Raw genomic sequence first — 20851 nt, 5'->3', positions numbered from 1 at the left:
GTTATTCTCCGCTGAATAGCGGGCTCAGGGCAGCGGCCCTCTCGGCCGCGCCCTTCAGTCCTACGAACTCCAGCCAGTTCCCCAGCATCTGGTAGCCCTGTTCGGTCAGCACCGACTCCGGATGGTACTGCAGGCCCCACAGCGGCGCTTCGCGGTGCGCCAAGCCCATGATGACTCCACCGGCGGTCGCCGCAATGATCTCCAGCTCAGCCGGGATGCTCTCGCGGACCGCTGCCAGGGAGTGGTAACGCGTTGCGGTGAACGGGTTGGCTACCTGGTTGAAGACCGGGTGGTTCTCGTGGTTGACCAGCGAGGTCTTCCCGTGCATCAGCTCTTCCGCGTGCGTGACCGTTCCGCCATAGGCCTCGGCGAGCGCCTGGTGCCCGAGGCAGACGCCGAGCATCGGCTTGCGCTGCGCTCCGCACCACTTGATCAGATCGATGCTGACGCCAGCTCCTGCAGGCTCTCCGGGCCCTGGGGAAATCAGCACGCCGTCGTAGTCTGCGGCCAGCTTGGTCGCTTCCTCAACGCTCAGATCGTCGTTGCGGTAAACGGCGGTTTCCGCGCCCAGCTCCTGCAAGTAGCCTACGAGGGTGTACACAAAGCTGTCGTAATTGTCGATCACAAGGATCTTGGTGCTGCTCACGGTGTGCTCTGGCCAATCGTTGAATCGGTAAATGGGCTGATGTACTGGTTCAGCCATGGAAAAACGTACATCATCAGTAATAGCACGATCGCGGCAATGAGAATCAATGCTTCAAGAATACGAAGCCACAAAGGGCCGGGCAGGTTTCTGAATATCCAGGCGTACATTTCTTCTCCTAGCTCGTTGCGTCAATGACCATGTCGCGGATTTCCTTCGGCGGTCCCGCGTCCAGGGGGCGCCAGTCGGTGAGTTCCGAGTAAGCGATCATGCGTTGCTGGGTCGAGTACTTCGGATGGCAGGTGGTCATGGTCAGGATCGACTTCGTTGGCTCCACTCCCCACTGGTGCGGGGTGGGCAACAGGACATCTCCGTTGGAGGGAGCCACAATCTCGGTGGCGTACCAGGTATAGGTGTAATACCCTTCGGCGGTCTGCAGATAGATCTTGTCGCCATCCTGCAGCTTGTCGATGTCCCAGAAGACCTGGCCATGGGTCTGGCGGTGGGCCGCGACAGCGAAGTTGCCTAGCTCCCCCGGCTGCTGCGTGGTCGGATAATGCCCGATGCCGAGGTTGTCGATCACGTGGTCTTCCACACCGTAGGTCACCGGGTGGTGCGAACCATTAGCGCCGAAGCGCGGGAAGTACATGATGCCGAAGGTTTCTCCGGGAACCAATTCCGTGACCGGAGCCGGACCGTAGTCCTTCTCCTCTTCTTCTTCCTCATTGATTTCCGGCACCTTCACGTCGCCGAGTTCCTGCACGAGATTTGCGGTGACTTCCTTCTGGGCCTGTGCCGAGTCGATGTTCGTCCACCACAGTTCCCACACCACGTAGAGCATCAGCAGGATGCCAAGGGTAATCAGCAGCTCACCAAAGAACCCGGCGATACGGTTCCCTGCCGACGGTTGTCGACGCTGCATGCGACGACCCTGCGCTGTGGCGGTTCGGTTCACGGCGGTCTGGCTCCTTAGGCAAAAGAAATGCGCGAATCAGGTCAACTAACGTGGGCCGATGCTGGCCAAAACCCAGAGTTCCAGCGGGTAACGGCTAGTATTGAAGCTACGTAGGAATGCACTAAGCAGTTCTCAGCATTCTTGCACCCAAGCCTACCGGGAAGACCTGAAGGTCACCCACATTTACTACATTAAGCAGATGAAGCCGAGGGAGCATTCGAGTGCCGGAGTCAAAGCCACGACGCAAGAAGAATTCACAGCCGCAGGAGACGCGCCAGAACTCCCATGCCATCGATAAGCCGATGCCGGGCTGGTACAAGCCAGTCATGTTCGGACTGATGCTTCTGGGCCTGCTGTGGATCATCGTTTATTACGTTTCGCAGACCCTGTACCCGATTCCGAATATCGGCGGATGGAACATCGTCGTCGGCTTCGGAATCGCCATGGTCGGATTCTTCATGACAACAGGCTGGAAATAGGCCTATCGCCGGTCCCCTTGATGAAAGGGACCGGCGAAGCTGTTTAATGGCGGCCGTTGCTATTAGTGGCTGACAGCTTTCAATCCGATGATGCAGCCGACGAGGCCGAGAATGAAGACCATCTTCAGCACGCTGAATGCTTCCTGCCCGGTGGCCATCGAGTAGATGACGGCAAGCGAGGCGCCAATGCCCACCCAAACGGCATACGCGGTGCCCACGGGGATCTCTTTCATTGCGTAGGCCAGTCCGCCCATGGAGATAACCAGACCAACGAAGAAGACGATGGTCGGAACGAGTTTCGAGAAACCCTCGCTCATGCCAAGAGCGACGGCCCATACGGCTTCAAAGAGTCCGGAAACGATCAAAACTATCCAATGCATGCCAGATACTTTCTGGCCGTCTTGTCGCGTTCCGGGTACGGCTCCCTCGTCCGGGTCCAAGCAGTTATTGCTGGTGACCACCTCAGGCTAGCAAATGCAGGTCATGCTGTCTTGCGGCTGTGACCAATATGCCACCTATCCGCCTGAGGATTGGCGAATCCACCGCCCAGCGCTGAAAATACAGTGGCACATCGATAAACCATTGCTCGTTGAGCACCTGCAGCCCCTTGGCTTTCTGCAGCTGCGGCTCCGGTACCATCCCCCATCCCATCCCTGCTTCGATGGCCGCAACAAATTGCACGGAGTCCGGTACATGGTGGATCTGTCCCGCCGGGCGCGCCTTGGCTCCGGCAGCCCGCTCGAGCATGAGGTGCTGCAAAGGATCCTCGCGATCAAAGACCACCATAGGGGTGCGAATCAGTTCATCCGCGCTCCCGGTGGGTACATGGCGTTGGGCCACCGTAGCTTTCGCTGCCGCGCGGTAGCGCATTGCCCCCAGCTTCTGGCTGATGCATCCCTGGATGTTCTCTTCAGAATTCGTGACCACTGCACTGACACGGCCTGTCCGAAGCAGCTCCAGTCCCCTGTTTTCATCCGTTCGCACAATTTCGCAGGAAAGGTCCTCAAATTTGGCGAGCTCGGAGAATACCGGACCGAACCATGTGGAAAGCGAATCCGCGTTGACTCCGATCGCGATCTGGACTGGTTTCTCCGAGGCGATCTCGTTTGAGAACTCTGCACTGAGCAAGGACATCTGACGCGCATAGCGCAGTACTTTGGTTCCTTGCTCGGTGGCAGCAACCGGTCGACTGCGAACTAGCAGAATTGCCCCCAAACGATTCTCCAGCGCTTTGATGCGCTGGCTGACCGCCGAGGCGGTAATCCCCAGATCAATTGAGGCATCATCGAAACTTCCCGCATCCACAACTGCCAGCAGGGTTTCAAGTTGTTCCACATCCATATTCACATAAGGAACTCTAATGTAGATTCAGGAACTTAAGTTCGACGCAGTTTAAGGATTCTCTTACAGTTTTTACATGTTCTCTGGACCCTTGTTCTTCGGCTTCACCACGGGCTTGTCCCTCATCATCGCCATTGGTGCGCAAAACGCTTTCGTCTTGCGCCAAGGAATACGGAAAGAACATGTTTTCATCACTGCGCTGGTGTGTTCGTTGTCAGACGCAGTATTGATTGCCGCCGGCGCCAGTGGCATGGGAGCACTGGTCGAGCGAGCGCCTTGGCTATTGATGATTGCGCGAATTGGCGGTTTCATCTTCTTGGCAAGCTACGCGATTTTCGCTTTCCGTCGGGCGTTGAAGCCCGAAGCGCTGAAGGTCTCTGCACTGCCTGGCGCAACATCGGTCGCTTCAATCGTCGGAACGACTTTGGCCCTCACCTGGCTGAACCCGCATGTGTATATCGATACGGTTCTGCTTCTGGGGTCAATGGCCACTTCCCAAGCCGCGGGCGCACCTCACTTCGCCATTGGTGCCATCCTTGCCAGCTTTACCTGGTTCTTCGCACTCGCCTATGGCGCGCGGTTCCTGGCCCCGCTCTTCGCAAAGCCGAAAGCGTGGCAAGTACTGGATATAGCCATCGGTTTCGTCATGCTCATCTTCGCGAGCATGCTGATCCTTCCAGTCTTCACCAAGTAATCCACAGGCTAGAACTTTTATCCACAGTCTTTGTGCACAACTTTAATGAACAGTTGTTCACAAAGTTATCCACAGCTGGGGAAAAATGGGGGATATTGAGTGGATTTCTTCAAGGCTACCAAGTCAAGTGCGCTTCCAAGGCGTGAAATCACATGCTTGTAAGTTATTAACACTGTGGATTTCCATTGTGGATAAGGCTTGGGTTCGCCATTTGCGCCGCGATTTGCCAGATTCGTTTAAACTTTCGAACCCAAAGTTATTAACAGACTTGGGGTTCGTATATGCACTATCTACAGGGGTTGTTTAAAAGTTATCCACAGTTGGGGACAAAGCTGTGAGTATTGCGTGCTTGAAGGCGAATACCCTTGATATCAAGGGGGAGCAGAGCTGTTAATAACCTTTATGCGCAGAGAGTTACACGCTTGTAAGTTATTAACAGTGTGGATAAGCAGTGTGGATAAACGGTTCGTCGTTTTTTCGAATTACCCCAAGGGCCACTTCACAGCTTCGGTGGAAATGTAGACCGCGGCTAGCAACGCAATCGAGAGGGCAGTGAGCAAAAGTATCTGCGTTCGCGCACGTTGTGGATTACTTCTCGGGATAAGCACGATGCAGCAGGCTCCGAGAATACCCAAAATCGCGCCGCCCAGGTGTCCCTGCCACGAGATACCGGAAATCACGAAGCCCAGAGCCACATTCAAGGCAAGGATGATTCCCATGGAGCGAAGTGCCTGCTTATTGGATCGGAACACGACGAAAGTCGCGAGGAATAGTCCCGCCAATGCGCCTGAAGCTCCGAGCGTGGCGCTGAGCGGATCGCTCAGCAGGAGAACTCCCAGTGAGCCGCCAAAGGCACTGAGCAGGTATAGCCAGGTGAAGCGCAGCCGCCCCATTCGCGGCTCGAGCATCGTCCCGAAGATGTAGACACCGTACATGTTCATGGCCAGGTGCAGGAAGGAACTCGTGGAGTGGGCAAAGGCGCTGGTTATCAGGCGCCATGGCTCATAGGCAGCCAGAGCGGGGGCGAGTACAAGCTGATTAGTGAATCCGGGGATGATCCACTGCAGCAGATACACCAGCACGTTCAGGCCGATGAACGTGTACGTGACAACAGGGGCGCCGGAGCGGGCCCGGCCACCGAACTGGGTTTTCTGCTGTGGCAGGTTCTTATTGGCTTGCGCTACGCAGTCCACACAGTGCACACCCACGGGTGCAGAGACCTGGCACTGCGGGCAGATCGAGCGCCCACAGCGGTTGCACGAAACATAGGACACCGTCTGCGGATGCCGAAAGCACGTAGGAGCAGCTTGGCCCTCTGGGGAAACCTGTCCGAAGGACATCGGTACCTGCCTTGCGTTGGGGGAGTAAGGATTAAATGCCCGAGGCCCCGGCAATGCCTGCTAGGAATCGCCGGAGCCTCGTGGTGGTGCGCCTGTGCTGTTACAGGGTCTCGATGTCGACCGAGTTGATGACGACGTCTTCCAGTGGCTTGTCACGGCCATCGGTAGCAACGGCGTTCAATGCGTCAACGACCTTGCGGGAATCTGCATCGACAACTTCACCGAAGATGGTGTGCTTGCCCTGCAGCCAGGTGGTAGGAACGGTGGTGATGAAGAACTGCGAACCGTTAGTTCCACGACCCATGCGGATACCCGCATTGGCCATAGCCAGCTTGTAAGGCTCGTTGAAGTTCAGTTCTGGGTGGATCTCATCATCGAACTGGTAGCCTGGGCCGCCGAAGCCCTGGCCCAGTGGGTCGCCACCCTGAATCATGAAATCGGAAATGATGCGGTGGAAGATGGTTCCGCTGTACAGCGGGGTGTTGGACTTCTTGTCACCGGATTCTGGGTGTACCCACTCCTGCTCACCGGTCGACAGGCCAACGAAGTTCTTTACGGTCTTCGGTGCGTGGTTGCCGAAGAGCTCGACAACGATATCGCCCAAAGTAGTGTGAATCGTGGCTTTATGAGTTGCGTTTGCGGTCATGCCCTCATTCTTCCATGATCTATGCTCGACCCGCTAAATACTGACGTACGCGTTGAGTGAAAATTTGGATGACTTTCAGGCTGCTGGTCCGCTTATGCTGGCTACTTGGCATGGAACTGCCTAGTCTTGAACTGTCGGTTAGTGTGAATTTCTTCGGATCGGGAGCAATGCATGAGCAAGAAGAGCAAAGCAGGAAAAGTACTAGCCGTTGGCTTGATTGCGGGACTTGTCGCGGTGCTGGTTGCCGTGTGGAAAGCCTCGAAGCCTATTGAGGATCCATGGGAGAACGAGCCGCTTCCTGCACAGCCGCACCAGCCTGCTGAATCAAGGCAAGCAAGCGTGGAAGAAATCCGCGAAATCCTCGAAGATGACAAGTAATCCTGGCTAGGCTTCAATTTTTGGTTGGGCTTGCCCTCGGATCACGAGGGCAAGCCCTACGAGTATCACCGCCAACCCGGCATAGGTAGCGATAGAAACTACCTGGCCTAAGAACAATGCCGCCAGGATTGCTGCTCCAGGGATCTCAAGCAGAATCAGCGTCGAAACCGTCAGCGGACCGAGCACGCTGAGCAAGTGATTCATGGCGGTATGGCCGAAGATCTGGGCGCAAAGCGTCAGCAGAATGATCCCTATCCATCCTCGAGCGTCAAAACCCCAGATAGGGGTCCCAGTCACGAGGCACAGGATCAATAGCACGACGGCGGTAAACGCATAGCAGCTCGAGGCATATGTTGCAGTTCCCAAGGTCCTTCGTGCCACGGATCCGGCCAGCGTGTATACCGCGGCCAAGATGCCGCCGGCCAAGGCCAGCAGATCGCCAATGATGGCGTCCCGCCCCAGTCCCATATCGAAACCCGTGATGATGATGGCACCAAGCAGCGCAACGCCCATGCCAAGGAAAACCTGGGTCCGGTATTTGGTGCCGCGCAGAACCTGGTAAATCGCGATCCAGACACCTTGGATGCACACCAGCGCCGTACCGGCAGCCACACTGGTCAGCCGCATCGAATACATGAAGCATACGAAATGCAATGCAAGAGCCACGCCGGCAATCCCGGTGAAGAACCATTCCCGCCCGGTCATCTGCAGATAGGCTTTTGAATTTTTGCGCAGCGCCGGTGCGCTGAGCACAGCCGCGGCAGCGCCATTGCGCCAGAAGGCCATGGAGAGAACCGGGACACCCGGGAAGGCGGCGATTATGGGGCCGGATGCCGAAATACCGAGGATTCCGACCAGGGCAAGCAAGATGGTCACCAACCCAGATTACAGTTTCCGAACGCAGGGGCTTCATTCATATGCCGAAGCCGGCGAAACCGGCGATTCCGTGGAAGAGTCAAAATATGCACAATTTTGCATATGAACTGCAAAACGCCATGTTTTCTGTCTATTTTACCGTTTTTCTCCGCCAGTATGCAGCGATCAATGCGCCGGACAAGTTATGCCAAACAGAGAATACGGCACCCGGCAGCGCCGCCTCCGGCGAGAAGTATTGCTTCGCCAGCCCTCCGGCAAGACCCGAGTTCTGCATGCCGACTTCGATGGCAATCGTGCGCCGGGAATCCTCGGGAACCCGCAGGAGGATGCCGATGGCATATCCCAATGCCAGGCCCAGTGCATTATGCAAGACTACCGCCACCAAGACCAGCAGCCCGGCCGTCACGATTGTCTGCGCGCTGCCCGCGACGATGACCGTCACCACGAATGTAATGGCCAGCACCGACAGCCATGGCAGCGCACCGCTGACCTTGTCCACGAACCGATTGAACAGCATGCGCAGGAAGATGCCCAGCACCACCGGGATCAAGACGATCTCGACAACACTGATTGCCATGGATCCCGCATCGACCGGCATGTAGTGGCCAGCGAGCCACAAGGCCAGCGCTGGAGTCAGCAAAGGTGCGAGCAAGGTCGACACCGAAGTCATGGCGACGGACAGAGCAACATTGCCGCGAGCCAAGTACGAAACCACGTTGGAAGCCGTGCCTCCGGGCGCGCAGCCAACCAGAATCAGGCCGGCTGCCAATGCCGGTTCAAGTTGCAGCATCGTGGCTACCAGCCAGCCCATCGAAGGCATGATGATGAACTGCGCTGCGACACCGCACAGTACCGGCAAGGGATTCTTGAACACCAACGCGAAATCCGGCATGGTCAAGGTCAGCCCCATGCAGAACATGATCACCATCAGCAGCGGATTGATCCAACTGGAAAGTCCCAAGAACGCTTGGGGCATGAGCATTCCGCATAATCCGCCGAGCAATATCAGCACAGGGAAGAGCAGTACCGCAATGCGGGAGTTTCTTTCGGTTTCTTTGGCGTTCGCCTCGACGGTGAAAGGGCTGGGCTGTTCATTCGGCACCTAGGTAGTCTGCCACTAATGAGGTGCCGCCACAACGAGACAACTGAAGTTAATCCTTTGCCCTAGCCATATTAACTTGGGTGTCACTGGCAATCCTCATGCTGGAGACGTGAAGGTAGCAATTGTCGCTGAATCGTTCCTTCCCCATTTCAATGGGGTGACCAACTCAATCCTCAAGACCTTGGACCACCTGAGACAGACGGGCCATGAAGCCGTCGTCATCACCCCCGCAGGCTCGCTGGCAGGGGAGTTGTCGGGCCACGGCGTGCCAAAGATCTACCAGGGCTTCAAGATCCTCACGGTTCCTTCCATGCCGTTGGCCAGCTATCCGGAGGTGCGGGTCGCTACTACCAGCGTTAGCCGGCTGCGCAAATTGCTGGCTCGAGAGAGAGCAGATGTCGTTCATCTGGCTAGCCCGTTCATCCTGGGCTGGCAGGCGCTGCGCGCCGCACAAGAGCTGGACTTGCCCACGGTGGCGCTGTATCAGACCGAGGTTCCAAGCTACGCGGCGCGCTATAAGATGCCATGGCTTACCCAAAGGCTCTGGGAGCACGTCAGAGCGATCCACACCGGCGCGGACCTGACGCTGGTGCCAAGTACGTTTTCCTACCAGCAGCTCGAATCCCTGGGCGTCCAGCGCCTGGCCATTTCAGGCAGGGGAGTCGATACAGCCCAGTTCACGCCACGACGGCGCAGCGAGCACTTCAGACAGGCGGTCGCCCCGAATGACGAGGTGGTCATTGGCTATGTCGGCCGGCTGGCGGCAGAGAAGCAGGTTGCCGACCTGCAGGCCTTGGCGGACCTTGAGAATACCCGCCTGGTGATTGTCGGTTCCGGCCCGCTCGAGGACGAACTGCGCAGCTTGCTCCCCAATGCCCACTTCACCGGTTTCCTTTCAGGGGAGCGCTTGAGCGAGGTCATGGCCTCGATGGACATTTTCGTCCATCCCGGAGCCTCGGAGACCTTCTGCCAGACCATTCAGGAAGCGATGGCCTGCGGCGTGCCTGTGGTAGCCGTAGGACGTGGGGGACCGCTGGATCTGGTGGATTCCTCGCGCACCGGTTGGCTCTACCAGCCGGGGAATCTTGATGAACTGCGCAGCCGCGTCAGCGACTTGGCGTACGACGATGCAAAACGCCTGGCTTTTGCCAGCGCCGCGCTGAGCAGTGTCCAGGATCGTTCTTGGCACGGCATTGGCCAGCAGCTGCTTGGGCACTATGAGCAGGTCCGGATGGCCAGGATCCGGCACTAGCTGGACAGAAAAGTCTTTCAGATGCGCAAAAGGCGGAAAGCTGTCGCTTTCCGCCTTTTGGCAAATGTGGAGCCTAGGAGAATCGAACTCCTGACATTCTGCTTGCAAAGCAGACGCTCTACCAACTGAGCTAAGGCCCCGTATTCAATTCTGAAGCTTCCGCCCCGTGATCAATTCAGCTGAACCAATCAAAAAGAATTAGCGGAAAGTTTTCACTTTCCGCCACTTTCTTTTGTGGAGCCTAGGAGAATCGAACTCCTGACATTCTGCTTGCAAAGCAGACGCTCTACCAACTGAGCTAAGGCCCCAAAAGCTTTAGGAAACTTTATCGGCTACCTGATGCCAGGTTTCCTTTGTTTCCGACGAAGCCTTCGCCTTCTTGACCAAGACTACTGCAGCAGTCGCGATCGATGCGAGAACCAGGAACTTTTTCATTGCTTCCTCTTTCCCTCCAGCAAGGTTTCCGTGGGCGTACCAAGACTTGAACTTGGGACCTCTTCGTTATCAGCGAAGCGCTCTAACCGCCTGAGCTATACGCCCTTGCTTTTGTTTTGTTCCCTTCGGAACGAAATAAAACTTTACCGGTGTTCCCCGAAAGATACAAATCGAGCCCGGGTGTCATGCATCACAGCACGAATCCCGGGCTCGACAAGGGGTGTTCCTAGTCGTCGGTGAGGGTAACCCCGGCGCCGCCGACCAGCGAAGCTGCAATGTTGTACAGCACCGCGCCAAGCATGGAGACCACGGAAATCACCACAACGTTCACCACGGCGATGATTGTCGCGTAGGAAGCCACCTGGCCCAGCGACATGGTGTCGCGCAGGTCGAAGTTTCCGTCGGCGCCGATGGCGTCGCGCATCAGCTGGTTGAACGAATCAAAGGTTCCGGTCAAGTCCAGTACGGCCCAGATGCCTACGGCTGCAACCACGGTGATCACGCCAAAGGCGACCGAGAGCAGGAAGGCCAGCTTAAGTACCGAGAAGGGTTCCACCTTAGATACCAGCAGGCGGGCCTTGCGGACCTTGGCCTTGGGGGCTGGGCGAACCAGGCGTTCCTGGCCATTGGCTGGACGCTGCTGGCCGGTTGGGCGCTGGCCTGCAGGGCGCTGCGGCGATCCCGCCGGGCGCTGGCCCGCTGGACGCGACTGTCCTGCCGCTGGTCGTGCACCGGCGCTAGCCGGGCGGGAGCCTGTACCGGTCGGAGCCGGACGCTTTACCTGGGTAGGTCGCGGCGCTGCGCTCTTCGGGGCACCGCCGCTGGGGCGTGGCGTCGAGGGCGTGCTCATGCGTTACCTCCGTTAGTGTTGTCTTCGTTTTCGGCGCCGGAATCAGTTTCTGGCGCAGCCGATGACTCGTCGATCGTGTTTTCTGCGTCCAACGTTACGGCATTTTCCTCCGAGTTCTCCTCGAGCCCGGTCTCAGAGTTCTTGGCAACGGCGAGGATGCGGTCCTTCTTGTCCGGCTTGGCGAAGATGACGCCCATCGTGTCGCGGCCCTTGGAAGGAACCTGCGAAACTGCGGAGCGGACCACCTTGCCCGAGCCCATCACCACCAAGACCTCATCGGTCTCGTCAACGATCAGCGCGCCAACCAGCTCGCCGCGTTCCTCATTGAGCTTGGCCACCTTAATGCCCAAGCCACCACGGGATTGCACGCGGTATTCCTCGACCGTTGTGCGCTTTGCGTAGCCTTCGTTGGTCACGGTGAACACGAAGGATCCCTCGCGGACCACGTCCGCTGCCAGCAGCTGATCCCCGTCGCGGAACTTCATGCCGGTGACCCCGCTGGTGGCGCGGCCCATTGGGCGCAGGGCGGTGTCGGTGGCGGTGAAGCGGACCGACTGGCCCAGGCGTGAGACGAGCATCACATCGTCGGATTCGCTGACCAGCTGCGCGGAGACCAGTTCATCGCCGTCGCGCAGGTTGATCGCGATGACGCCGGCGGTGCGGTTGGTGTCGTAGTCCTCCAGTCGGGTCTTCTTCACCAGGCCGTTGCGGGTGGCCAGCATCAGGTAGGCGGCATCCTGGTAGGTGCGCAGATCCAGCACCTGGGCGATGTGCTCATCGGGCTGGAAGGCCATCACATTGGCCACGTGCTGGCCCTTGGCGTCGCGGCCGGCTTCGGCCAGCTCGTAGCACTTGGTGCGGTAGACCCGGCCGTGGTTGGTGAAGAACAGCAGCCAGTTGTGGGTCGAGGTGACGAAGAAGTGCTCCACCACGTCGTCCCCGCGCAGGTTCGCGCCCTTGATGCCCTTGCCGCCGCGGGCCTGCGAGCGGTAGTTGTCGATGCGGGTGCGCTTGACGTAGCCGCCGCGGGTGATGGTGACGACCATTTCCTCTTCCGGGATCAGGTCTTCGACGCTCATGTCGCCGTCGTAGCCCATCAGCACCTTGGTGCGGCGGTCGTCGCCGTGCTTGTCGACAATTTCCTGCAGCTCTTCGGAGACGATCTCGCGCTGGCGGGCTGGGGAAGCGATGATTGCCTGGAATTCGGCGATCATGCGCTCGAGCTCGGCGTGGCGGTCCTGGATCTTCTGGCGCTCGAGAGCGGCCAGGCGGCGCAGCTGCATGTCCAGGATGGCGCGGGCCTGATCCTCGTCGATGCTCAGCAGTTCCATCAGGCCATCGCGGGCGGCCTCGGTGGTGGCCGAGCGGCGAATCAGCGCGATGACCTCGTCCAGGGCGTCCAGTGCCTTGAGCAGGCCACGCAGGATGTGGGCTTCTTCTTCGGCCTTCTTCAAGCGGTATTCGGTGCGTCGGACGATCACTTCGATCTGGTGGGTGACCCAGTGGCGGATGAATCCGTCCAGCGGCAGGGTGCGCGGCACGCCGTCGACGATCGCCAGCATGTTGGCGGAGAAGTTCGACTGCAGCTCGGTGTGCTTGTACAGGTTGTTCAGCACCACCTTGGCCACGGCGTCGCGCTTGAGCACGATGACCAGGCGCTGGCCGGTGCGGCCGGAGGTCTCATCGCGCATGTCGGCGATGCCGGAAATCTTGCCGTCACGCACCAGCTCGGCGATCTTCACCGCGAGGTTGTCCGGGTTGGCCATGTACGGCAGCTCGGTGACCACCAGGCAGGTGCGTCCCTGGATTTCCTCGACGTTGACCACGGCGCGCATGGTGATCGAGCCGCGGCCGGTGCGGTAGGCGTCGGCGATGCCCTTGGTGCCCAGGATCATCGCGCCGGACGGGAAGTCCGGGCCCTTCACGCGCAGCATCAGCTCGGCGAGCAGCTCTTCGCGGGAGACGTCAGGGTTCTTCAGGTACCACTGCACGCCCTCGGCGACCTCGCGCAGGTTGTGCGGCGGGATGTTGGTGGCCATGCCCACGGCGATGCCGGAGGAGCCGTTGACCAAAAGGTTCGGGAAACGGGCCGGGAGAACGGTAGGTTCCTGGTTCTTGCCGTCGTAGTTGTCCTGGAAATCAACGGTGTTCTCGTTGATGTCGCGGACCATTTCCATGGCCAGCGGGGCCATCTTGGTTTCGGTGTAACGCTGGGCGGCGGCGCCATCGTTGCCTGGCGAGCCGAAGTTGCCCTGGCCCAGGGCCAGCGGGTAGCGCATGACCCAGTCCTGGATCAGGCGGACCAGCGCATCGTAGATCGCGGTATCGCCGTGCGGGTGGTACTGGCCCATGACTTCGCCGACCACGCGGGCGCACTTGTTGTAGGCGCGTTCCGGGCGGTAGCCGCCGTCGTACATCGCGTACAGCACGCGGCGGTGCACTGGCTTCAGTCCATCGCGCACATCGGGCAGCGCGCGGCCGACGATGACGGCCATGGCGTAGTCCAGGTAGGACCGCTGCATTTCGGTCTGCAGGTCGATCTGGTCGATGCGGCCGCCGTCGTGGACCGCATCGATGATCTCGCCGTCCATTGGCGCGTCCTGTGGGGTTTGCTCGTCGCTCAATTTCTTCCCTTACAAGTCAAAAAGTCTTCGGTGGATATCTGTGGTGGCTGCGGCCGGCTAGATATCCAGGAAGCGCACGTCCTTGGCGTTCTGCTGGATGAAGTTTCGCCGGGACTCGACATCCTCGCCCATCAGCACGGAGAAGACTTCGTCGGCGGCTGCCGCGTCGTCCATGGTGACCTGGCGCAGCGTGCGGTGCTCCGGATCCATGGTGGTGTCCCACAGCTCCGAGTAGTCCATCTCGCCCAGGCCCTTGTAGCGCTGGATGCCGTTGTCCTTGGGCAGGCGCTTGTTGGAGGTCTGGCCGGCGAGCAGCGCGTCGTCGCGTTCCTTGTCCGAGAACACGTAGTCGTGCGGCGCGTTGGACCACTTGATGCGGTACAGCGGAGGTGCTGCCAGGAAAACGTAGCCGTGCTCGATCAGCGGACGCATGAAGCGGAAGATCAGGGTCAGCAGCAACGTGGTGATGTGCTGGCCGTCCACGTCGGCGTCGGCCATCAGCACGATCTTGTGGTAGCGCAGCTTGGCCATGTCGAATTCTTCGCCGATGCCGGTGCCGAAGGCGGTGATCATCGCCTGCACTTCGGCGTTGCCCAGCGCGCGGTCCAGGCGGGCGCGCTCCACGTTCAGGATCTTGCCGCGCAGCGGCAGGATGGCCTGGGTGTGCGGGTCGCGGCCGCGCTTGGCGGAGCCGCCTGCGGAGTCGCCCTCCACGATGAACACTTCGCACTCGGAAGGGTTCTTTGAGGAGCAGTCCGAGAGCTTGCCCGGCATGCCGAAGGATTCCATCGGGGACTTGCGGCGGGCGTTGTCGCGGGCCTTGCGGGCGGCCAGGCGCGCCTGCGACGCCAGCTGGGCCTTGCGGATGATGTCGCGGGCCACGTTCGGGTTGCGCTCGAACCAGTCGCCCAGCTCCTCGTTGACCACGCCCTGGACGAAGCCGCGGGCGATCGAGTTGCCCAGCTTGGTCTTGGTCTGGCCTTCGAACTGGGGCTCGGAGAGCTTGACCGAGATGACTGCGGTCAACCCTTCGCGGGCATCTTCGCCGGTGAGGTTGTCATCCTTCTCGCGCAGGATCTTGTTATCGCGCGCGTAGCGGTTGAGCAGGCCGGTCAGTGCGGCGCGGAAGCCCTCTTCGTGGGTGCCGCCTTCATGGGTGTTGATGGTGTTCGCGTAGGTGTGCACGGATTCGGCGTAGGCGCTGGTCCATTGCATCGCGATTTCCAGGCTGATGCCTCGTGCTGCATCTTCGGATTCGAAGGCGATAACCTCGTCGTGGACCAGCTCGATCTTCTTCGCCGCGTTCAGGTGCTTGACGTAGTCCAGCAGGCCGTCCTTGTACAGGTAGTCCACGGTGCGCGGCTTGACTACCTGGTTCTCGATTTCCTCTTCGACTTCGGCCTCAGGCTCTTCGATCTCCTGGACGCGCTCGTCGGTGAGGGTGATGCGCAGGCCCTTGTTCAGGAAGGCCATCTGCTGGAAGCGGGCGCGCAACGTCTCGAAATCGAATTCGGTGGTCTCGAAGATTTCCGGATCCGGGTAGAAGGTCTGGCTGGTGCCGGTCAGCTCGGTTTCCTCGCCCTTGGTCAGCTCCTGGACGGTGTGGCCGCCGTTGGCGAAACCGATGCGCCATGCGTGTCCCTGGCGGCGCACGATGGTGTTGACCTTCTCGGACAGCGCGTTCACCACGGAGATGCCCACGCCGTGCAGGCCGCCGGAGACCGCGTAGCCGCCGCCGCCGAATTTGCCGCCGGCATGCAGGATGGTCATGACGACCTCGACGGTTGGCTTGCCCTCGGTGGGGTGGATGTCTACCGGAATGCCGCGGCCGTTGTCCTCGCAGCGTACGCCGCCATCGGCCTGCAGCGTGACGTTGATGGTGTCGCAGTAGCCTGCCAGCGCCTCATCGACGGAGTTGTCGACGACTTCGTAGACCAAGTGGTGCAGGCCTCGCGGGCCGGTGGAACCGATGTACATGCCCGGGCGTTTGCGTACCGCTTCGAGTCCTTCGAGGACGGTAATATCCTGGGCGCCATATGTGTGTTCGACTTTGGAAGTCATCGATTCCGCGGGAGCCTGGCTTTCAGCCGGTTCCTGCGGTGAAGCATTTTCGGTAGACACGGGTGCTACGAACTCCTCGAATTTAGCGCGCGATGGCCCTCTGCGACGGATTCTGCGCGTCGGGCAATCATGGTCTGGAGGGACTCCGGCGCGGGCCTTGCCCGCAACGGAGTCAATTCACTACCTCTAATTCTACCGCGTAGACCAAAATAAACGGTGACTTTGAGGCCTAAATCGCCCACCAAAAGCTGGTAATTGACGTTCTGAGGCAGTTGCGGCGATCAAGTGAGGGGGGATCCAGCCTCCGGGTCCGTGAGTGCGCCATATGCCATGCCAGCAATTTCTATCCGTAGGTGTCGCGCGGCCCCCGGCCGGCCACCGAACGCATGCCGTGGCGCCAGGAGGGAGCGTTGGGACCCAGCACCTTGAGCACGGTGACGATCCCGGGCCCCAGCTCGGCATCGAATTTCTTCAAGATGTCGTGGGTGAGCAGGCGCATCTGTGCTGCTCGCGCTGTCGTATCGCAGCGCATCACCACCACGGTGTCCTCGAAGGATTCAGGTTTGCAGTGCTTCGCGTTCTCCACGCCGATGATGTCCTCCCAGCGTCCGAGCACCGAGCCCACAGCGACCTGGGTGTTCCAGCCGCGCGACTTGGACAGCCGGGAGACCACTTCGCCAATGGCGCGCGGGTCGCGAACCGCTCCCTCGGCAGATTCCGGCCTTTCCTCGGCGAATCCGCGGCGGGCGGCCTTGCGCTTGCGCACCCTTTCCATGCGGGCGGCATCGATGCGCCGTTCGCCGCGTTCCTCGGCGAGCTTGCGCATGCGGTTGAGCAGCGCCTTGGCCGCATCGATCTCTGGATCGAAGCGGTGTTCATCTCGTTCCGATGGCTCATGCATCGACAACCTGGCCAGGTGAAACCTGGAAGAAATGTCCCTTCAGCGCTTCGGGGACATCTTCCACAACGGCGGCGGTCACCAGCACCTGCTCGGCTCCGGCAACGATGTGCGCCAAGCGATCACGGCGGGTGGTGTCGAGCTCGGCAAAGACATCATCCAGGATCAGGATGGGGCCTGATCCAGGACGCGGATCGTCATCGCCGAAAACACGGTAGGCGGCCAGGCGCAAGGCCAAGGCAAAGGACCAGGTTTCCCCGTGCGAGGCATAGCCCTTGGCAGGAGTTGGACCCAGGATCAGGGTCAGATCGTCGCGGTGCGGTCCGAACAGCGAAATTCCGCGGTCGACTTCACGGCTGCGATTCGCTTCGATGGCGTTCAGCAGCAGTTCCTGGATCTCTTCTTGCTCCAGGGACTCAAGATCATCCGCCGGCAGGCTGTTCTCGTCGAGTTCGCCCTCGAGCGAGGAACGGTAGATGGCGCGCGCTTCCTTGGCGCCATCTGCCAGATCTGCGTAGGCGGCCTGCATGTAGGGGCGGATCAAGGCCAAGACGTCCAGGCGTCCGCGCATCAGCCGAGCGCCGGCCAATGCCAGTTGCAGATCCCAGGCCTTGAGCGTGTTCTCCTGCGAGGGGCTCAGGGTGGACTTGCCGCGAATGGACTTGAGCAGGGCATTGCGCTGCTTCACGATGCGCTCGTAGTCGTTCTTGGTGCCGGCCTCCACCGGGCGCAGGGTTACCAGAAGCTCGTCCAGGAACTTGCGGCGGTTGGACGGATCGCCCTTGATGAGAGCCAAGTCCTCGGGGGCGAAGAGTACAGTGCGCACCATGCCAAGGATCTCCCGTGCGCGAACCGGGTTAGCCCGGTTGATGCGCGCCCGGTTGATCTTGCCGCTGGTGATCTCGACCTCGAGCACCGTGGTCTGCGGGCCATGATGCACAGTGCCCCGGATCAGCGCGCGCTCGGAACCGAAATTCAGCAGGGGCGCGTCATTGCTGACTCGATGCGACGAAAGGTTGGCCAGATAGCCGATGGACTCAACGATATTGGTCTTGCCGACCCCGTTGGGGCCGATCAAGACGTTGATCCCCGGGGCTAGGTGCACGTCGGCCTGCGCATACGAGCGGAAGCTCGTGAGTGAAAGCTGCGAGATATACACCGGGGTCCTGACAGAAACGAGGTGGCTGATGGCCGGAGCCATCGACCACGAATTGGCTTAGTTCGAGTTTGGCAATCGAACCGGCATCACGAGGTAGCGATACTGGTCCTGGTCTTCCTCATCCAGCTTCTTCTGTCCGGTCAGCATGGCCGGCTTCGGTGCACTGGTGAAGGAGAAGCGCACGAAATCGGTGTTGAAGGAGTTCAGGCCTTCGGACAGGAAAGTCGGGTTGAAGGCAACCACGATGTCTTCGCCGCGAAGCGAGGCAACGATGGCTTCTTCAGCCTGCGCGTCTTCGCCGGTGCCAGCATCCAAGGTCAGCTGGCCATCGGTGAAGGCCATGCGAACTGGGGTATTGCGTTCGGCGACTACCGATACGCGGCGTACAGCCTCCATCAGCTCGCTGGTGCGGACGGTTGCATGAATTGGCGTATCGCTCGGGAACAGCGAGCGGATCTTCGGGTATTCGCCGTTGATCAGCAGCGAGGTGGTCCGGCGGTTGGAGCTTTCGAAGCCAACCATCTCACCGTTCTCGCTCATGGCAAGCTTCAGTTCGCCGGAGCTCGAGAGAGTCTTGGCAACTTCGCTGAGCGTCTTCGCCTTGATCAGGAAGGACGTCGAGATTTCTGCCTGGATCGGGGTCCAGTTGAGTTCACGCAGAGCCAGACGGTAGCGGTCCGTGGCCAAGAAGGTGATCAGATCATTTTCGATCTCAACCTTGATGCCGGTGAGTACCGGCAAGGTGTCGTCCTTGGAAGCGGCGACAATAACCTGCGAAACAGCTTCGGAGAATGCCTGGCCATCGATGGTGCCGGCGATAGCTGGGAGTTCAGGCAGGGTTGGGTATTCGTCTACTGGCATGGTGGCCAAGTGGAATCGTGAACGGCCGCAGGTCAGCGAGATTTTCGAGCCATCGGTTTCCAGGGTGACGGTGGAGTTGGGCAGAGAGCGGGTAATTTCTGCCAAGAGCTTGCCGGATACCAGGATCGAGCCCTGCTCGGAAATATCTGCAGGGATCTCGATATGCGAGGAAATCTCATAGTCGAATCCCTCGAGGCGAACAAGGCCTTCGTGGGTCGTGATGAGGATGCCTGCCAAAACAGGTGATGGTGGTCGCTGCGCCAGGGACCGGGCAGTCCAGGATACGGCGTCCGCCAATACATCCTTTTCAACGCTGAACTTCACGAAAAATCCGCCTTTCGGAACCCATAAGTCTTAAGTCAGGCCAAGAAGGTAGTTCCCTCGCCAAGTTCTTAAGCATAGAGCAGGTAGTTGCACGTTCTATCCATCTAATCTTGCCACGCCCTGATAGCGCAACGTCAGCTCAGTGAACGAAGTGTGGACGATGCAACAAAAAATCTGTTCTGCACAAGTTTTGGCTCGGGGGTGAACAGTGGACTCGTTATTTGGAGGATTAAGGATTTAAAGGAGAAGTGTTAATAACCCTTGTGGATACTGTGGATAAGGCCCATTACCCTAGATCTTCCGGCAATTGTGCATGTGAACAATCTGTGGTTGAACGTGAGACTCGGTTTCATCAACTTGTTGATACTCAGTTTCACGATTTTTGACGTCCACATGGTTCGTGAACTTATCCGCAATCCTTCACCAGATCATCCACAGTTTTATCCACACCTGTGATTTCTCTGCTTCAGTGCTCCCGCTGGCTCTGCTTAATTCTGTTTGTCAGCTCGGTGACCTGATTGAATATCGCTCGACGCTCAGCCATCAGTTCGCGGATCTTGCGATCGGCATGAATTACGGTGGTGTGGTCGCGGCCGCCCAGTTCTGCGCCAATCTTCGGCAATGACATGTCGGTCAGCTCACGCAGCAAGTACATGGCGATCTGGCGTGCGGTGACCAAAGTACGAGTACGGGATTTGCTGTTCAGCTCATCAATGCTCAGCCCGAAGTACTCGGCGGTCTGCTTGATGATGGTCGACGGCGTAATTTCTTGTGCGCCGTCTTCGCTGATCAAGTCCTTGAGCACGGTTTCGGCCAAGGCCAGGTCCACCGGCTGGTTATTCAGCGACGCGAAAGCGGTGACGCGGATCAGCGCACCTTCGAGCTCGCGGATGTTCGTGGAAATGCGTGAAGCGATGTACTCCATGACGTCGCTTGGCGCCGAAAGGTTCTCGGCGTCCGCCTTCTTACGCAGAATTGCGATACGGGTCTCGAGCTCTGGCGGCTGGATATCGGTCAGCAGGCCCCACTCGAAGCGCGAACGCATGCGATCTTCGAAGCCCTGCAGCTGCTTGGGAGGTAGATCCGAGGTGATGACCACCTGCTTGTTGTGGTTATGCAGCGCATTGAAGGTGTGGAAGAACTCTTCCTGGGTAGCATCCTTGTTGGCCAAGAACTGGATGTCGTCAATGAGCAGAATATCGACGTTGCGGTACGTCTGCTTGAAGCTTGCACCCTCGTCGTCGCGGATCGAGTTGATGAAATCGTTGGTGAACTCTTCAGAATTCACGTAGCGCACGCGGATGCCTTTGTAGAGATGGCGTGCGTAGTGCCCGATGGCGTGCAGCAGGTGGGTCTTGCCCAGACCGGAATCGCCGTAGATGAACAGCGGGTTGTAGGCCTTGGCCGGCGCTTCGGCAACAGCGACGGCTGCCGCATGGGCAAAGCGGTTCGACGAACCGATCACGAAGGTATCGAAGATGTACTTCGGGTTCAGGCGGCCGAACTCCTGAGAGTTCGATGGCGGAGTCGGCTGCGGTGCCGGCTGCGGGCGAGGACCAGGAGTCTCGACAACCGCCGGAGCGGACGGCGCAGCAGGCTTGGCCTCAGGCTCATCTTCTTCCAGCTCATCCGACAGCGAGAGATCAACGCTGACGGCGCAGCGGATATCATCCTGGAATACTTCCCGCAATGCGTCATCCAGCGGCTCGCGCAACTGGGTCTGCAGAATATCGCGCGTGAGGTCGTTGGGCACCGCAACCAAGAGCGTGGTGCCGATGAGACCTTGCGGTTTAGCCAGCGATACGAAGGCGCGGTAACGCGCCTTGACCCGGTCATCATCTTCGATCTTCCGGATGACTTGGCGCCAAGAGCTACCAATGCTATTGGTCTCGTCGCTGCTCACTAAGGGCGCCCCGCTTCCGTTCGAATGCAA

The 20851-nt window shown here is 59.3% G+C and carries 22 protein-coding genes, 3 tRNA genes and 1 riboswitch; of the genes, 5 read left to right on the top strand and 20 right to left on the bottom strand.

Annotation, left to right across the window (positions count from 1 at the left end; all coding sequences use genetic code 11):
- Position 1: 1 nt before the first annotated feature.
- Genes ACR9WD_RS00125 through ACR9WD_RS00115 form a run of 3 tightly spaced genes read right to left on the bottom strand, consistent with a single transcriptional unit; the run spans position 2 to position 1598 of the window.
- Positions 2-646, bottom strand: coding sequence for an anthranilate synthase component II (locus ACR9WD_RS00125; protein ID WP_073707192.1), 645 nt, complete (start codon positions 644-646; stop codon positions 2-4).
- Positions 643-813, bottom strand: coding sequence for a hypothetical protein (locus tag ACR9WD_RS00120; RefSeq protein WP_038992718.1), 171 nt, complete (start codon positions 811-813; stop codon positions 643-645). Before ACR9WD_RS00120 ends, ACR9WD_RS00125 begins: the two co-directional genes overlap by 4 nt.
- Positions 814-821: 8 nt before the next feature.
- Entirely contained in the window at positions 822-1598 is a 777-nt protein-coding gene (locus ACR9WD_RS00115) for a class E sortase (RefSeq protein WP_038992720.1), read from the bottom strand.
- A gap of 221 nt (positions 1599-1819) precedes the next feature.
- Between ACR9WD_RS00115 and ACR9WD_RS00110 the strand changes: the two genes are divergently transcribed.
- Positions 1820-2077 (top strand): cell division protein CrgA, encoded by a 258-nt coding sequence (locus tag ACR9WD_RS00110; protein ID WP_038992721.1) that lies wholly within the window; start codon positions 1820-1822, stop codon positions 2075-2077.
- Between the two features lie 62 nt (positions 2078-2139).
- Here ACR9WD_RS00110 and ACR9WD_RS00105 read toward each other — a convergent pair whose 3' ends face one another.
- Both ACR9WD_RS00105 and ACR9WD_RS00100 read right to left on the bottom strand, forming a co-directional pair.
- Positions 2140-2457: a DMT family transporter gene (locus tag ACR9WD_RS00105; RefSeq protein WP_038992722.1), complete on the bottom strand. Its 318-nt coding sequence runs from the start codon at positions 2455-2457 to the stop codon at positions 2140-2142.
- Positions 2458-2468: 11 nt separating this feature from the next.
- Positions 2469-2536, bottom strand: a riboswitch (guanidine-III (ykkC-III) riboswitch).
- Positions 2537-2539: 3 nt separating this feature from the next.
- Positions 2540-3412, bottom strand: a complete 873-nt coding sequence (locus ACR9WD_RS00100; RefSeq protein WP_434922458.1) for an ArgP/LysG family DNA-binding transcriptional regulator — start codon at positions 3410-3412, stop codon at positions 2540-2542.
- 97 nt (positions 3413-3509) lie between these two features.
- On the opposite strand from ACR9WD_RS00100, the gene ACR9WD_RS00095 reads away from it, so the two are divergent.
- Positions 3510-4112: a LysE/ArgO family amino acid transporter gene (locus ACR9WD_RS00095; protein ID WP_038992724.1), complete on the top strand. Its 603-nt coding sequence runs from the start codon at positions 3510-3512 to the stop codon at positions 4110-4112.
- A 482-nt stretch (positions 4113-4594) separates the two neighbouring features.
- On the opposite strand, the gene ACR9WD_RS00090 is transcribed toward ACR9WD_RS00095, so the two are convergent.
- Positions 4595-5320, bottom strand: a complete 726-nt coding sequence (locus tag ACR9WD_RS00090) for a rhomboid family intramembrane serine protease (RefSeq protein ID WP_066142746.1) — start codon at positions 5318-5320, stop codon at positions 4595-4597.
- Positions 5321-5552: 232 nt separating this feature from the next.
- Positions 5553-6098, bottom strand: a complete 546-nt coding sequence (locus ACR9WD_RS00085) for a peptidylprolyl isomerase (protein WP_038992728.1) — start codon at positions 6096-6098, stop codon at positions 5553-5555.
- A gap of 171 nt (positions 6099-6269) precedes the next feature.
- Here ACR9WD_RS00085 and ACR9WD_RS00080 point away from each other — a divergent pair, with 171 nt between their 5' ends.
- The gene (locus ACR9WD_RS00080; RefSeq protein WP_434922457.1) at positions 6270-6476 is read left to right on the top strand and encodes a hypothetical protein; all 207 of its coding nucleotides are present in this window, start codon (positions 6270-6272) and stop codon (positions 6474-6476) included.
- Positions 6477-6482: 6 nt separating this feature from the next.
- Here the strand turns inward: ACR9WD_RS00080 and ACR9WD_RS00075 are convergent, their stop codons facing one another.
- Together ACR9WD_RS00075 and ACR9WD_RS00070 are read right to left on the bottom strand one after the other, a co-directional pair.
- Entirely contained in the window at positions 6483-7352 is an 870-nt protein-coding gene (locus tag ACR9WD_RS00075; RefSeq protein ID WP_204723184.1) for a DMT family transporter, read from the bottom strand.
- Positions 7353-7482: 130 nt separating this feature from the next.
- Positions 7483-8262, bottom strand: coding sequence for a bile acid:sodium symporter family protein (locus ACR9WD_RS00070; RefSeq protein ID WP_233125347.1), 780 nt, complete (start codon positions 8260-8262; stop codon positions 7483-7485).
- Between ACR9WD_RS00070 and ACR9WD_RS00065 the strand changes: the two genes are divergently transcribed.
- The gene (locus ACR9WD_RS00065) at positions 8219-8458 is read left to right on the top strand and encodes a hypothetical protein (protein ID WP_434923223.1); all 240 of its coding nucleotides are present in this window, start codon (positions 8219-8221) and stop codon (positions 8456-8458) included. The two genes, ACR9WD_RS00070 and ACR9WD_RS00065, sit on opposite strands and share 44 nt — an antisense overlap.
- A 105-nt stretch (positions 8459-8563) precedes the next feature.
- Positions 8564-9706 carry a glycosyltransferase family 4 protein gene (locus ACR9WD_RS00060; protein ID WP_198934363.1) on the top strand — a complete coding sequence of 381 codons (1143 nt, stop codon included), beginning with the start codon at positions 8564-8566 and terminating at the stop codon, positions 9704-9706.
- Positions 9707-9773: 67 nt separating this feature from the next.
- Here the strand turns inward: ACR9WD_RS00060 and ACR9WD_RS00055 are convergent.
- The 11 genes from ACR9WD_RS00055 to dnaA all read right to left on the bottom strand — a co-directional run bounded on the left by ACR9WD_RS00055 (position 9774) and on the right by dnaA (position 20821).
- Positions 9774-9846 (bottom strand) — tRNA-Ala (locus ACR9WD_RS00055).
- Positions 9847-9941: 95 nt separating this feature from the next.
- Positions 9942-10014 (bottom strand) — tRNA-Ala (locus tag ACR9WD_RS00050).
- Positions 10015-10021: 7 nt separating this feature from the next.
- The gene (locus ACR9WD_RS00045) at positions 10022-10141 is read right to left on the bottom strand and encodes a DLW-39 family protein (protein ID WP_211286071.1); all 120 of its coding nucleotides are present in this window, start codon (positions 10139-10141) and stop codon (positions 10022-10024) included.
- A gap of 31 nt (positions 10142-10172) precedes the next feature.
- Positions 10173-10246 (bottom strand) — tRNA-Ile (locus tag ACR9WD_RS00040).
- A gap of 121 nt (positions 10247-10367) precedes the next feature.
- A complete protein-coding gene (locus tag ACR9WD_RS00035) occupies positions 10368-10991 on the bottom strand; it encodes a DUF3566 domain-containing protein (protein ID WP_038992733.1) in 624 nt (207 codons plus the stop codon).
- Positions 10988-13615, bottom strand: coding sequence for a DNA gyrase subunit A (gene gyrA / locus ACR9WD_RS00030; protein ID WP_434922456.1), 2628 nt, complete (start codon positions 13613-13615; stop codon positions 10988-10990). The genes ACR9WD_RS00035 and gyrA overlap by 4 nt, the downstream gene beginning before the upstream one ends.
- 57 nt (positions 13616-13672) lie before the next feature.
- On the bottom strand, positions 13673-15676 hold the full coding sequence (gene gyrB, locus ACR9WD_RS00025; protein ID WP_434923221.1) for a DNA topoisomerase (ATP-hydrolyzing) subunit B: 2004 nt from the start codon (positions 15674-15676) through the stop codon (positions 13673-13675).
- A gap of 343 nt (positions 15677-16019) precedes the next feature.
- Positions 16020-16577 carry a DUF721 domain-containing protein gene (locus ACR9WD_RS00020; RefSeq protein ID WP_038992736.1) on the bottom strand — a complete coding sequence of 186 codons (558 nt, stop codon included), beginning with the start codon at positions 16575-16577 and terminating at the stop codon, positions 16020-16022.
- Positions 16570-17733, bottom strand: coding sequence for a DNA replication/repair protein RecF (gene recF, locus ACR9WD_RS00015; protein WP_038992737.1), 1164 nt, complete (start codon positions 17731-17733; stop codon positions 16570-16572). The genes ACR9WD_RS00020 and recF overlap by 8 nt, the downstream gene beginning before the upstream one ends.
- 57 nt (positions 17734-17790) lie before the next feature.
- Complete coding sequence (gene dnaN, locus ACR9WD_RS00010; RefSeq protein WP_038992738.1) at positions 17791-18918, bottom strand: DNA polymerase III subunit beta; 1128 nt, start codon at positions 18916-18918, stop codon at positions 17791-17793.
- A gap of 466 nt (positions 18919-19384) precedes the next feature.
- Positions 19385-20821: a chromosomal replication initiator protein DnaA gene (gene dnaA / locus ACR9WD_RS00005; RefSeq protein WP_434922455.1), complete on the bottom strand. Its 1437-nt coding sequence runs from the start codon at positions 20819-20821 to the stop codon at positions 19385-19387.
- Between the last annotated feature and the right edge of the window lie 30 nt (positions 20822-20851).

The organism is Glutamicibacter sp. PAEs-4, from assembly GCF_051161755.1.
GTDB lineage: Bacteria > Actinomycetota > Actinomycetes > Actinomycetales > Micrococcaceae > Glutamicibacter > Glutamicibacter nicotianae.
This window is presented reverse-complemented; position numbering and strand designations above follow the sequence as displayed.

Excerpts from the sequence above, each read along its gene's own strand:
- ACR9WD_RS00120 (WP_038992718.1), bottom strand. The coding sequence starts at position 813 with ATGTACGCCTGGATATTCAGAAACCTGCCCGGCCCTTTGTGGCTTCGT.
- ACR9WD_RS00105 (WP_038992722.1), bottom strand. The coding sequence starts at position 2,457 with ATGCATTGGATAGTTTTGATCGTTTCCGGACTCTTTGAAGCCGTATGG.
- ACR9WD_RS00085 (WP_038992728.1), bottom strand. The coding sequence starts at position 6,098 with ATGACCGCAAACGCAACTCATAAAGCCACGATTCACACTACTTTGGGC.
- ACR9WD_RS00080 (WP_434922457.1), top strand. The coding sequence starts at position 6,270 with ATGAGCAAGAAGAGCAAAGCAGGAAAAGTACTAGCCGTTGGCTTGATT.
- ACR9WD_RS00070 (WP_233125347.1), bottom strand. The coding sequence starts at position 8,262 with ATGGGGCTGACCTTGACCATGCCGGATTTCGCGTTGGTGTTCAAGAAT.
- ACR9WD_RS00045 (WP_211286071.1), bottom strand. The coding sequence starts at position 10,141 with ATGAAAAAGTTCCTGGTTCTCGCATCGATCGCGACTGCTGCAGTAGTC.
- ACR9WD_RS00035 (WP_038992733.1), bottom strand. The coding sequence starts at position 10,991 with ATGAGCACGCCCTCGACGCCACGCCCCAGCGGCGGTGCCCCGAAGAGC.
- gyrB (WP_434923221.1), bottom strand. The coding sequence starts at position 15,676 with ATGACTTCCAAAGTCGAACACACATATGGCGCCCAGGATATTACCGTC.
- ACR9WD_RS00020 (WP_038992736.1), bottom strand. The coding sequence starts at position 16,577 with ATGCATGAGCCATCGGAACGAGATGAACACCGCTTCGATCCAGAGATC.